The organism is Bacillus sp. XB1, assembly GCF_053557995.1.
Window position 1 is genome coordinate 1,790,505 of sequence record NZ_JBNRIL010000001.1, and the last position, 12,741, is coordinate 1,803,245.

The 12,741-nt window shown below is 33.5% G+C and carries 14 protein-coding genes and 1 pseudogene; 6 read left to right on the plus strand and 9 right to left on the minus strand.

Annotated features, from left to right (window positions below; translation table 11 throughout):
* Positions 1 to 109: 109 nt before the first annotated feature.
* Entirely contained in the window at positions 110 to 829 is a 720-nt protein-coding gene (locus ACK1U5_RS09090; protein WP_063217776.1) for a 3-ketoacyl-ACP reductase, read from the minus strand.
* 196 nt (positions 830 to 1,025) lie between these two features.
* Between ACK1U5_RS09090 and ACK1U5_RS09095 the strand changes: the two are divergent.
* Positions 1,026 to 1,094 (plus strand): annotated as a pseudogene (locus tag ACK1U5_RS09095) (DUF3139 domain-containing protein); the annotation flags it as partial.
* Between the two features lie 24 nt (positions 1,095 to 1,118).
* On the opposite strand, the gene hitS reads toward ACK1U5_RS09095, so the two are convergent.
* From hitS to ACK1U5_RS09110, 3 genes are all read right to left on the minus strand, one after another.
* A complete protein-coding gene (gene hitS / locus ACK1U5_RS09100) occupies positions 1,119 to 2,192 on the minus strand; it encodes an envelope stress sensor histidine kinase HitS (RefSeq protein WP_001231622.1) in 1,074 nt (357 codons plus the stop codon).
* Positions 2,189 to 2,866: an envelope stress response regulator transcription factor HitR gene (hitR, locus tag ACK1U5_RS09105; protein ID WP_000612414.1), complete on the minus strand. Its 678-nt coding sequence runs from the start codon at positions 2,864 to 2,866 to the stop codon at positions 2,189 to 2,191. Before hitR ends, hitS begins: the two co-directional genes overlap by 4 nt.
* Before the next feature lie 85 nt (positions 2,867 to 2,951).
* Positions 2,952 to 4,712: an ABC transporter ATP-binding protein gene (locus tag ACK1U5_RS09110; RefSeq protein WP_000453867.1), complete on the minus strand. Its 1,761-nt coding sequence runs from the start codon at positions 4,710 to 4,712 to the stop codon at positions 2,952 to 2,954.
* Between the two features lie 240 nt (positions 4,713 to 4,952).
* On the opposite strand from ACK1U5_RS09110, the gene ACK1U5_RS09115 reads away from it, so the two are divergent.
* A complete protein-coding gene (locus ACK1U5_RS09115; protein WP_001194306.1) occupies positions 4,953 to 5,717 on the plus strand; it encodes an alpha/beta fold hydrolase in 765 nt (254 codons plus the stop codon).
* Positions 5,718 to 5,816: 99 nt separating this feature from the next.
* Here ACK1U5_RS09115 and entFM read toward each other — a convergent pair whose 3' ends face one another.
* Positions 5,817 to 7,109, minus strand: a complete 1,293-nt coding sequence (gene entFM, locus ACK1U5_RS09120; RefSeq protein WP_000755498.1) for an enterotoxin EntFM — start codon at positions 7,107 to 7,109, stop codon at positions 5,817 to 5,819.
* Positions 7,110 to 7,850: 741 nt separating this feature from the next.
* Between entFM and ACK1U5_RS09125 the strand changes: the two genes are divergently transcribed.
* Positions 7,851 to 8,021, plus strand: coding sequence for a hypothetical protein (locus ACK1U5_RS09125; RefSeq protein WP_001244279.1), 171 nt, complete (start codon positions 7,851 to 7,853; stop codon positions 8,019 to 8,021).
* 41 nt (positions 8,022 to 8,062) lie between these two features.
* Here the strand turns inward: ACK1U5_RS09125 and ACK1U5_RS09130 are convergent, their stop codons facing one another.
* Positions 8,063 to 8,665, minus strand: a complete 603-nt coding sequence (locus ACK1U5_RS09130; RefSeq protein ID WP_001987122.1) for a nitroreductase family protein — start codon at positions 8,663 to 8,665, stop codon at positions 8,063 to 8,065.
* Positions 8,666 to 8,911: 246 nt separating this feature from the next.
* Complete coding sequence (locus ACK1U5_RS09135) at positions 8,912 to 9,865, minus strand: D-alanyl-D-alanine carboxypeptidase family protein (protein WP_069605396.1); 954 nt, start codon at positions 9,863 to 9,865, stop codon at positions 8,912 to 8,914.
* A gap of 259 nt (positions 9,866 to 10,124) precedes the next feature.
* Here ACK1U5_RS09135 and ACK1U5_RS09140 point away from each other — a divergent pair, with 259 nt between their 5' ends.
* The 3 genes from ACK1U5_RS09140 to ACK1U5_RS09150 all read left to right on the plus strand — a co-directional run bounded on the left by ACK1U5_RS09140 (position 10,125) and on the right by ACK1U5_RS09150 (position 11,942).
* Complete coding sequence (locus ACK1U5_RS09140) at positions 10,125 to 11,126, plus strand: S66 family peptidase (RefSeq protein ID WP_069605397.1); 1,002 nt, start codon at positions 10,125 to 10,127, stop codon at positions 11,124 to 11,126.
* A gap of 143 nt (positions 11,127 to 11,269) precedes the next feature.
* Positions 11,270 to 11,611 (plus strand): EamA family transporter, encoded by a 342-nt coding sequence (locus tag ACK1U5_RS09145; protein WP_000805125.1) that lies wholly within the window; start codon positions 11,270 to 11,272, stop codon positions 11,609 to 11,611.
* On the plus strand, positions 11,604 to 11,942 hold the full coding sequence (locus ACK1U5_RS09150) for an EamA family transporter (protein ID WP_001089868.1): 339 nt from the start codon (positions 11,604 to 11,606) through the stop codon (positions 11,940 to 11,942). The genes ACK1U5_RS09145 and ACK1U5_RS09150 overlap by 8 nt, the downstream gene beginning before the upstream one ends.
* Positions 11,943 to 11,977: 35 nt before the next feature.
* On the opposite strand, the gene ACK1U5_RS09155 is transcribed toward ACK1U5_RS09150, so the two are convergent.
* Together ACK1U5_RS09155 and ACK1U5_RS09160 are read right to left on the minus strand one after the other, a co-directional pair.
* Positions 11,978 to 12,424: a DUF6376 family protein gene (locus ACK1U5_RS09155; protein ID WP_000695229.1), complete on the minus strand. Its 447-nt coding sequence runs from the start codon at positions 12,422 to 12,424 to the stop codon at positions 11,978 to 11,980.
* A 90-nt stretch (positions 12,425 to 12,514) separates the two neighbouring features.
* Complete coding sequence (locus ACK1U5_RS09160; protein ID WP_000459099.1) at positions 12,515 to 12,736, minus strand: hypothetical protein; 222 nt, start codon at positions 12,734 to 12,736, stop codon at positions 12,515 to 12,517.
* Positions 12,737 to 12,741: the final 5 nt, after the last annotated feature.

Here is a 12,741-nt window from a genome sequence, read left to right on the forward strand (position 1 = left end):
CATTCACCTTTAATTATACCGAAAATTCTGTCTCGAATACAAAAAATAAAGAAGGGACATCTACCCCTTACAGAATAGATATCCCTTCTTTTAAAGTTAAATTTAATTCCTATGGATTAGTAGACCAAAGCCCAGCAGATTTAATAAATGTACGTTTATTTAATTTCAGCTGCGCTACGATAAATTCTGCAATATCTTCCGCTTGCATTACTTTATCAGGGTTTCCATCAGTTAATCCTAAATCTACAGCCATATCAGTTGCTACTGTACTTGGAGTTAAAGCTGTTACACGAATGTTATGTTTGCGAACTTCCATCGCTAACGATTCTGTTAAACCAAGGACACCAAATTTAGAAGCACTATATGCACTTGTTACAGGTGCACCTTTTTGTCCTGCTGTAGATGAAATGTTAATGATATCACCAGATTGTTGTTCAATCATGCTCGGTAAAGCTGCACGAGTTGCATAGTATACACCCATTAAGTTTACTTGAATGATTTTTTCCCAATCAGCAACGTCTAGTTCTAAAAACTTACCGAATTTAGAAATACCAGCGTTATTAATTAAAATATCAATAGATCCTAAACCATTTTTTAACGTTTCAATCGCAGTTGTTACTTCTTCGTATGAAGAAACATCTGCAGTTGCAATAACAGCTTTTACGCCTTCTGCTTCTACTTCTTTCGCTACAGCTTTTAAGTTTTCTTCTGAGCGAGCTAAAAGTCCTACATTTACGCCTTCTTTCGCTAATGCAATCGCTACAGCGCGACCAATCCCTCTACCGGCTCCTGTAATTAAAGCACTTTTACCTTGTAATAATTCTGCCAAGTATAACACTCCTTAATCATTTCAGTTATGTATTATATTAAAATTGTATCTATGTTTATGTAAAAAGGCAATGATGCACTTTCATGTGCGTAGGTTACTTGTAGGTAACTATAGAAAGTTTTTATTTATAAGTTTCATTTTTTTACCATTATTCATGTAAAATAAAAACAAATCCAGCATAGGGGAGTGTATGAGTATGAAAAGCGAAGGAAAAGCTTATCAATATAATTGCAGTAACGGCAAATGCATTTTTAAAGAGAAATAGTGTTAGAAGGTTCTCCTTCTAACACTATTTCTCTTCATGATTCGGCATACGCACAATAAATTCAGTACCTTTTCCCTCCTCACTCTCCACTTTTATCTCTCCTTGATGAAGGTCGAGTACTTTCTTTACAATAGCTAAACCTAAGCCACTTCCTCCATAGGCACGATTTCGTGAAGAATCCGCTTTATAAAAACGTTCAAAAATATGTTGTTTCTGTTCTTCTGATATACCAATTCCTGAATCACGGATACGCACTTCCACTACTGTCTCATGTTCCTTTAACTGAATAGTAATCGTACCACCGCTTGGAGTAAATTTAATACTATTATGAATTAAATTAATCCACACTTGACTCATACTTTCTTGGTCAGCAATAACATGTACTTTTTCTAAATCTAGTTCTAACTCAATTTCTTTTTCAGCCCAGAGTGGTTCACTATTTAACACAATTTGCTTTAACTGTTGATCTAATCGATAGCTCACTCTTTCTGGTGTATACTCTTCTGATTCTAAAAGAGTTAGCTTTAGTAAATTTTGACTTAGTTTAGATAATCTCGTTGTTTCAGTTTCAATAATGGTAAGATAATGCTTTCTTTTTTCCTCAGAAAAATTATCTTCTTGTAGTGCTCTAGCAAATCCTTTTATAGAAGTTAATGGTGACTGTATTTCATGAGAAACATTCGATACAAATTCTTGTCTCATTTTCTCCATCGTATTCAGTTCATCTGTCATATCATTTATACTTTTTACGAGCACGCCAATTTCTCCATCATACTTTTCTTCATTTCGTATTTTTACGGAGAAGTCTCCTTTTGCAATTTTTTGTATCGGTTCAATAATAGTCCAAATCATCGCCTCTCGTTTTGGTCTCATTAATATTCCAATCAATGTCCAAATAAGAATAATAAATACAAAACCGACCATATCACTAATTAGAAAGGCAACAAACGGCGATACGTTTACGTCAAAAGCATTCAATATACTAGTTGCTACATAAAATGCGATAGACCAAATGATAGTAAGAAAAGAAAAGAGCGCTAATACCGCTCCAAATACTTTCAGCATCTTCAACTTACTCATTCGTTTTCTTTTTCTCATTTACTTACCTCTAAGCGATACCCTAATCCTCTTATTGTTTTAATACTAAATTTCGACTGCTCTTCTTGAAACTTCTCACGTAACCGATTAATATGAACGTCTAGTGTACGCTCATTCCCTTCAAAATCATATCCCCATATTTCTTCAATTAATTGCTCTCTCGAACAAGTTCTTCCCGATTTAGACCCTAAAGTAAAGAGCAGCTCAAATTCTTTTAACGGTAATGTAACCGTTTGTTCTCCAGATGTAACTTCGAATGTTTTACGATTTAATAATACATTTCCAACTTGAATCGATTGGGAAACTGTAATTTGGTAACGTTTCAATAATGCCTTTACTCTCACTACTAATTCTATAGGGTCAAATGGTTTTACAAGATAATCATCTGTCCCAAGGTGAAATCCTTTTACTTTTTGTGATGTTTCCCCTTTGGCAGTTAGCATCAGAACCGGGATATCATAGTATTTTCTTAATTCAAAACATACATCAAATCCATCCATATTTGGCATCATGATATCAAGAATAACCATATCGACTTTTACGTCATCCATTTTCTGAAGTGCATCTACTCCATCAATTGCCTCATATGTTTGAAAACCTTCTCGTTCTAAAAATACCGAAACGAGTTCTCTAATGTGTGGATCGTCATCTACTATTAAAATTTTAGGTATCAAAGGAACCATTTCCTTTCTACTTAGCATCTAATATATTGTTTAAAAATGAATCATCAGTTGAGTAAAATCCCACTGATGATTCATTTTATAATGCCCCCTCTTTAATTTTCAATTGCTGCGTTGCAAACTCACGATACATATCATGCGTCTGTAATAATTCATCATGCGTACCACTACCTGTAAGATTCCCTTTCTCAATAAAGACAATTTTATCTGCATCTACAACAGTAGAAAGTCTATGCGCAATCACTAACGTTGTTCTGCCTTTCATTAAGTTATTTAACGCTTTTTGAACGACAGACTCAGATTTACTATCTAAGCTTGAAGTCGCCTCATCTAACATAAGAATTTGCGGATTTCGAAGTAACGCTCGGGCAATGGCAATTCGCTGTCTTTGTCCTCCAGAAAGTTTCACACCGCGTTCTCCAACTTCTGTTGCATAACCGTTTGGTAAGTCATGAATAAATGCATCAACATATGCCATTGCAGCTACTTTTTCAATTTCTTCATCCGTTACTTCGCCCTCGACACCATAACAAATATTATCACGAATCGTTCCATCAATTAACGGACTATCTTGTGATACGTAACCGATTTGACGTCGCCATGACTCTAATGAATAACTCGTAATTGATTCTTTTCCTAATTTAATAGCACCACTAGTTGGCTCATAAAAACGTTCCAGTAATGAGAATAACGTTGTTTTCCCACTACCACTTGGTCCTACAATCGCTGTCACTTTTCCAGATTCAATTGTGAAATCAATATTTTTCAAAACTTGCTCTTCTTCGTTATACTCAAAATGTACATTTTCAAGAACGATCGGTTGCTTAGCATTTGTCACTTTCACACCAGTTTCATGATCTTCTACTTCATATTCTAAAATCGTACTAATTCTTTCCGTTGCACCAATTGCCTTTTGGAATTGTGTAAAGAACATAGATAATTGACTCATTGGCATTACAATTTGAACTAAATACAAAATAAACGCTACAAGTTCACCGGTTGTTAATGCACCGCTAGAAACTCGCATCCCGCCATACCCTACGATAATAACAAGTAGTGCCATTAAAACAAACGACATAACTGGCGAAATTAATGCTTGCACTTTTCCTTCTTTCAAACCAAATTGTAATAACTTTTGTATACCTGTATTACCCGTTTCATATTCTCTCTTTTCTGTATTTGAAGATTTCACTAAACGAATTTCTGATAACACTTGCGTTAACACACTTGTAAAAGATGCAGTTTCATCTTGAAGCGCTTTTGAAATCTTATACATTTTTCGTCCAAGTGGAACTAAAATTAACACAGACAACGGAATAACCGTTAAAAGTAACGCAGTCATTTTCCAATCTAAAACAAATAATACAATTAACGATCCAACAATTGAAATACCACCTGTTAATAAGTTTGACAAATGCTCAGAAATTAACGTTTTCACAACACCTGTATCATTCGTCATACGGCTAATAGTATCACCTGTTCTATTTTGATCGTAATAAGATACCGGCAAGATAAGTACCTTTTTCCACAAACGTTCTCTTAGTCCCGCTACAATCTTCTGCCCAATATAATTTAGTAAATATATAGACAACCCTGCCGCAATAGTTTGCATTACAAAGAAAGCAACTAACCCAACAATTTGTCCTGCACTAATTGAAGAAAGCGAAAAATTATCTACTAATCCTTTTGTCAGCATAGGAATAAATAAACTCGCTCCCGTAGAAAGCAAACTCATTAACAACGCAAAAACTAAAATTCCTTTCGGAGGATTTGTATCTTGAATAAGGCGTAAAAACTGCCTCCAACTCCCTTTTTTCTTTATTTCATTTCTAACTTCCATTCCTGTTCATCTCCTCATGTTAAACAAAACTGTTCTTTCTAAAATTAGAATACGATACAAATGTAAACTGAATGTAAACACACTTTTTCTATTTTTACAAAATATACATAAAAACTCATCTTTACAACAGATATAAACATCTGATATTATTACCTGGTACTTAATATTATTCTATGTAAATTATAGATAAATAATTTACAACACGATATAAATCTCCAGTTAGTGAAAGGAGTATCCTTTTTGCAAACAAATATACATTCTGAAAAGGAAACAATTATTTTTATTCATGGATTAGTTGGCAATCGTCGCGCCTTCAAAAAAGAGCAAAAACGATTTTCTGCCTCCTACAACATTATAACTTATGACTTATTAGGTCACGGTGATGATAAAGGAGAAGCAATCGACTTTTCATTACAGCGCCTCGTAGATCAATTATTAAACTTATATGAACAAGAAGGTATTAAAAAAGCACATATTTGTGCGCTAAGTTACGGCTGTTACATCTCTACAATTTTTGCACAAATGCATCCAGAAAAAGTATTAAGTATTTGTCATATTGGAGGACATTACAATAACCCTTCTCGTTTATATAATGTATTTCAAAATTTTTGGGAGAAGCGAGGAGATGAATACTCTAAATGGCTCTCTCAATACGCAAATACTATTTTTCCAAGCGGTATATTAAAAGCAAATCCGTTCGCAGTCATTTCAAGAAATATTTACTACCGTTTCGGATTACAATTACATTCATCCATAATTGCCCAGTCATTACGACATCGGTTAGAATTCGATTTAAAATCTAAATTAAAATCACTTCCTCACCCTATACTATGGGTAATGGGAGAACATGATCATCTCTATAAATCTTGTCTATTTGATTTGAAATCTATTTTGCCTAACGTTCTATATAAGGAAATACCGTTAGCGGGACATGCAGCGAACTTATTTCGTCCTAACTATTTCCATGACTTATATGATCGATTTTTAAATGGAAAGTTAAAATAAAAACTATTAAACTTCCAATTTATTCAACTATAAAAAGGCTTCCCAAGTTTCCTTGGAAAGCCTTTTCTCTATACGAAAAGTATATAAAACTACTTTTTCTTAGTATGCTTTTGTGTAACCTAATAGGTGCTTGCTCCAGTAAGAGTTACTTACAGAACTAATACGTACACCAGTTGCATCTGTTTCTGCACTAATGAACTGACCGTTTCCTAAGTAAACACCCATGTGAGAAGGACCTGATTTATAAGTATTTTGGAAGTATACTAAATCACCTGGTTGTGGATTGCTAGTTTTTGTTTTAGAGCTCCAGTATCCAGCAACTGTTTGACGAGCGCCTTTATGACCAGTTTGATTTAATACGTAGTGAATGAATCCACTGCAGTCAAAACCAGCAGGTGTTGTACCAGCAGTTCTGTATGGTGAACCATTTAAAGATCTAGCGAATCCAGCGATTGAAGATGTATCTCCACCTGTTGTTGGTTTTTGTACGTCTTTACCTGGTTGTTGAACGTTATTTGTAACATTATTGTTATTTGTAACGTTGTTTACTCCGCCTTTTACAAACTTAACGAAGTCTGCACTTACGTAACCTGTGCGGCCGTTATGGTTAATTTTGTACCAACCATTTTCAGCACCAGTAACGTTTAATACTTTACCATTTGTTACTCCACCGATTACAGCGTTGTATGTAGCTGGGCCTGTACGTACTTTTAAAGCACCAGTGTTAACAACATAAGAACCACCAGTTTGAACTGTTGTAGTATTGTTGTTTGTAGTTGGTTGTTGTGTTTCGTTAGATACAGCAGAACCACCTTTTGTTACGAAGTCTTTGCTTACGTATCCAGTTCCACCATTGAAGTTGATTTTAAACCAATCTTGTACTTCACCTACAACTTGTACTGTTTTACCTTTGTTTACAGAACCTAATACTGTATGAGATGTACTTGGGCCTGTACGTACGTTAAGTGAAGAAACGTTTACTGTGTAAGTACCTGTTCCTTGTTGAACAGTCGTTCCTGTTTTGCCACCAGTCGTTACGAAGTCACCACTTACATAACCTGTTTGACCATTTACGTTTACTTTGAACCAACCATTTTCTTGTCCAACTACTTGTAGCACTTGGCCTGACTTTACTTTAGAAATAACGTTATGTCCTGTACCAGCACCTGAACGAACATTTAATACATCAGCAGTTACTGTGTATTTTAATTCAGAAGTTGTTTCTACAGTTTTTGTTTCAGTTACAGTCGTTTGAGTTTGAGTTTGAGTTTGAGTTTGTCCATTAATTTCTTTTAGCGCTTCATTTGAAACTTGTGCATGAGCAGAATCCATTCCTGGAACTGCAACGCCAGCTACAGAAGCTGCTGCTAAACCTGCAATTACTTTTTTCATAAGTTGTCTTTACTTCCTTTCCCTACTATCCTCTTAAAAAAAACTAAAACTTTAATACTTTACAATATTATCAAAGTAAAATATTCATCCAGTTCCATTTTTTAGCAAGAGTTTTATTTTTCACACAGAGTTCATTTTAAATGAACGAAGTGAAATCTGTGTGAACTTCATGTGAACTTTATCATTAATTATAGTATTTTTGCAATGATTTTTTCAAATTTCTCATATATCGCATGAAAATTCGACATTCCATTTAATATCTCAATATAAAACATCCCTTTTCTATCTTCTATAAAAAATTCTATTAACCTAATACAAACCACATTATGTATTTCCTTATAAAGCTCCTTACATGAAGTATACTTTCATCATGACAAAAATCACTCTATTTATCAATAGTATAATATTTTTAGAAAACTAAATTTCTATACTATCTACAATTTTGAAATAATTTGACGAATTGTAAGATTTATTTCAAAAAAGCCATTTCTCCTTTAAAGAAAACACACACTATATCAACTGTTCTCTTTTTCCCATAATGGAATTTATAGGATATTTATAGTATTATATACATATCTTAATAAAAAAGAATTTTAGCGAATTGATTAAAGTTTCATTCCCTTATAAAATGAAACTTTAATCAGTAAGGGTTTTATACATCCTCCGCTAATTATTAACCCTCACCACTCGGGCTGCCCATTAATACGGAGTTTTATTGGAATAAAAAGAGGAGGCATATTTGTGAGAAATATAATAGATGATCCAATACAAAAAAATATAGAGCTATACTATGCTTTTATTCAATTCGTTTCAATGATAACATTACAAAAAGTATCAGCTATTGAAACACGTAAAAACGAATTAAAAAATCAGATGAAAAATGCAGGACAAAAAAACCCTTATTACGTATAAAAAAGGTGAACAGGTTATATTCCTGTTCACCTTTTATCAAATTATTTATAAATTTTCACACGGTCCTCTAGCGGTTGGAATTCTTTTTCACCAGCATGTACTACCGGTTTACCAAATGGCATTTGTGCAATAAGTTTCCAATTCTCTGGAACATCCCACTCTTTTCTCACTTCTTCATCAATTAGCGGATTGTAATGCTGTAACGTAGCACCAAACCCTTCAATTTCTAAAGCTGTCCAAATTGCAAATTGTAACATTCCTGATGATTGCTGAGACCAAGTTGGGAAATTATCTTTATATAATGCAAAGTTAGCTTGAAGGCTTTCCACTACTTCACTGTCTTCAAAATATAAAACCGTTCCATAACCACTTTTAAATGCATTCATTTTTTCTTCAGTAGGTGCAAAGTTATTTTCAGGTACAATTTTTCGTAACGTTTCTTTCGTAATATCCCATAATTTATCATGTTGTTCTCCTAATAAAACAACAACGCGAGCACTTTGAGAATTAAAAGCTGAAGGTGTATGTTTTACAGCATGATAAATCACTTCTTGAATTTTCTCATCAGAAACTACTTGCTCTTTACTAATTGCATAAATAGATCTTCTGTCTTCAATTGCTGAGTAAAAATCTTTTGCCATCATAATTCCCTCCAATTTTCAATTGAGGCTATTTCATATGTATATATCATATTACGCCCCTCAAACTTATTATTAATAAGCTTATAACTTTATAATATCACAGCAACAAACAAACTCAAATAATAACACTTATATTTAGAAGCTTTTTCCTTTTTAAAATAAAAATAAAAAGACTGTTTGTTGTTATCTAAAATTAGTAACAACAAACAGTCTTACTTATGTAGCGATCTAGATTCGTATTTTACTTACTTAATTAACTAATCCAAATGCATACGACATTAACTTATTTGTCTCTGTAAAACGTTTTGTTTTACTTGATGTCCCCATGACCACTGTAATAATTCGATTATCACCTTGCTTTGCAGTCCCAGTAAAACAGTATCCTGCGCTATCTGTAAATCCAGTCTTTAGTCCGTCCATTCCTTCTATATATAAACTTTTATTATTTTTGTTTAACATGTCGTTTGTGCTTATAACATTAATATTATTAAATGCTAGCTGACTTTGACGTAAGTGAGTCACTTCTAATATTTCCGGATAATCTTTTATAAGATGATACGCCAATTGCGCTACATCAGCAGCCGTCATTTTTGTTTCACTTCCATCTGGCTCTTGTAATCCAGAAGCATTTGCAAATTTAGCATGTTCCGACATTTTTAACTGTTTCGCTTTTGCATCCATAAGCTGAACGAAATCTTTCTCCGATTTTGCCATATGTTCTGCTAAGGCCACAGCCGAATTATTAGCTGACTCAATCATTAATGCATGATATAAATCTTTAACAGTTAATGTGTCATTAACTTGTACTGGGATTCTCGCTCCTTCTGTTTGTGCCGCCTTCGCACTCATTTTTACTGGATCTTCCCAGCGAACTTTCCCGTTATGTATACTCTCTAGTAAGAGATACGCTGTCATCATCTTAGACATACTAGCCGGTGCAAAAGCTTCATTTTCATTATATTGATAAATAATATCTCCATCACTCGCATCGATAATCATAGCTGCTTTTGCGTTAATTTCTGGTGGGATGTACTTTGGCGGGACTACTTTTTCAGTAAATCCTACTTTAGGTAGTTCTGCCACTTGCAAAGGTTGTCCCTCTACATTCGCTATGCTCTTTTGATTTCCTTGGAATAAGAACCAACATATCCCTAAAATAATAACTAATAGGACTGTCATCCTTCCCCATTTTAACCGATTCATTTCAAAACTCCTTTAGCAAACCTTTTATACACTCATATTTAACCTTAACAACAATTCCTTTATATAGTCAAGGTAAAAGGTATATTTATTCATATACAGCAATGATTATTTTAATTTATTTATGTTAAACTTACAATATTGAAACGTAAGAATATTCAATAATAAACTCTCGTAAATAAAGCGAAACTTTAATCAGCCCCCCAATCGGGCTACCCGTCAAATAGCGAGATAAACTATTTAATAGAAGGGATTCATACAAATGCTACTTCCAAAATCATTAAAATACGGAGACACAATTGGGATCTACTCCCCTTCTTCACCAGTAACCTACACTTCTCCAAAAAGATTTGAACGAGCAAAATCTTACTTACAACAGAAAGGGTTTCATATATTAGAAGGTTCATTAACAGGTCGATATGATTTTTATCGTTCTGGTAGTATACAAGAGCGTGCTGAGGAGCTAAATGTCTTGATAAGAAATCCTAATGTTTCTTGTATTATGTCAACAATTGGTGGGATGAATTCAAATTCAATATTACCTTATATTGATTATGATGCTTTTCTAAAGAACCCTAAAATAATGATTGGGTATTCAGATGCAACTGCTTTATTACTAGGAATTTACGCCAAAACAGGAATCCCTACATTTTATGGACCAGCTCTCGTCCCTTCCTTTGGCGAATTTGAACCTTTTGTTGATTGTACATACAAATATTTTTCTGAAACTTTACTACATGATCATTCTCTTCCTTATCATATAAAACAACCATTATTTTGGTCAGATGAATTTATTAATTGGGAAGAAAAGACGAAGGAGAAAGAACTTCGACCAAACGATTGGATTTCAGTAATTGATGGAAAAGCTACTGGGCGTATTATTGGCGGGAATTTAAACACGATACAAGGAATTTTGGGTAGTCCCTATATGCCACATATTCAAGAAGGCGACATTCTCTTTATTGAGGACAGTTCAAAAGATGCAGCTACTATTGAAAGAAGCTTTTCATTACTTAAAATTAACGGTGTATTCGATAAAATTTCAGGTATTATTCTTGGAAAACACGAGCAATTTGATGATTGTGGTACCAATCGAAAACCTTTTGAAATACTATTAGAAGTACTTCAAAATCAAAGAATTCCTTTTCTAGCTGACTTCGATTGTTGTCATACACATCCAATGATTACCATACCTATCGGTGTTCAAGTAGAGTTGGATGCAAAAAATAAATCGATACATATTGTAGAACCTTGGAAAAAATGAATGCATAGCTTCTATTGTTTTACAATAAAAGCCATGATACTATGTAATTTGGAATGTGAAAGGTTAAACAAAATACGTTCCAATATATATCATTAGAAAAATTAGGTATAAATATATATTTATATGCAAAAGAGAGTGAATAAATGAAACCAACTATTAAAAATTACGTATTTTTACATGTAGCTTTTTTGATATATTCTATCATTATGGTTTACATGAAATGGGCAGCTAAATTCCCCATTGCTTCCATCTCATTTTTTGTTGCTTATTTCGGACTAGTTATACTTTTATTCGGATATGCAATTTTATGGCAACAAGTAATTAAACATTTCGAAATTTCAAAAGCATATTCACATCGCGGAATTATTATACTATGGTCAATGCTTTGGTCAGTATTTCTATTTGGAGATACGATTCAGTGGAATCATTTACTTGGTGCGGCTATTATTATCGTCGGAATTGTGGTGGTGACAAAAGATGAATAGTTATATGTTATTATTTATTTTCGGGATAATTTTAGCTAATTACTCACAAATATTATTAAAAAAAGCTACTTTGCAACAATACGATTCTAGAATAAAAGAATATGTGAATCCTTATGTTATTATCGGCTACTCTTTATTTGTAATTAACGCCGGATTAAATGTTATCGCCATGAAGGGCATGGCATTAAAACAAGCATCAGCATTAGAATCCTTAAGTTATATCATCATATTAATTTTCGGTTGGTATTTCCTAGGAGAAAAAATAACGAAACGTAAACTCATCGGCAACATGATTATTATCGTTGGTGTAATCGTTTATTGTATCCAATAGTAAAAAGCTCCGTTTATCACAAACGGAGCTTTTTACTATTGACCTAAATTTTGCACTTTATCTTTCAAATCTCGAACTTGATCTACCGTCTGCATAAGCTCAGAGTTTTTAAATTGCTCTACATCCACTTTGCCTTCTTCTATCTTTGTCTTCGCCGTATCAATTAACGTATTTAACTTTTCGTTATATCCGACGATTTGTTGATGAAGATCCTTTGCTACATCAGGTGGCGTTAATTCATTGAATGCGGGTATATCTTGTTTAATTTCACTAAGCTTCGTTTCTAATTCTTTTCGAGCCTCGCTATCATTAACGGCCTTTTCTGCTAATGCTGGTGCATCATTTGCAAATGCACTTATTTCATTTACATAGTCTGTCGCCTTTTGAGCATAATCTATGGAGTTCTTTCCTTCTTCCACTATTGAACATCCCATTAAACCAATTGAAACTATGAATACTAATACAATTGATTTTATTTTCATTTTAGACCCCCTTCGTCCTTATAATTGTCTGTAATTTTCTCTATACATAACTTCTAGCTAAATTGTTTATAACCTTTTTCAAATAGCTATTTACCCTCTTACATGCCCTATTATCGTTACAACATCTATTTCTATATGTACGCTTATAATATCTTCAATTATATCCATATACCCTTGTCCTATAGCTGTTCCATAGTGTAATGTAAGCCCCTTCTTTTCATACACTGACTTTGGCACTGAAAAAATAAATCTCCTCAAGTTTCTTTCATCAGCTGGTTCCATAATTAAAACAATCCCATCCTCATCAAACATATACG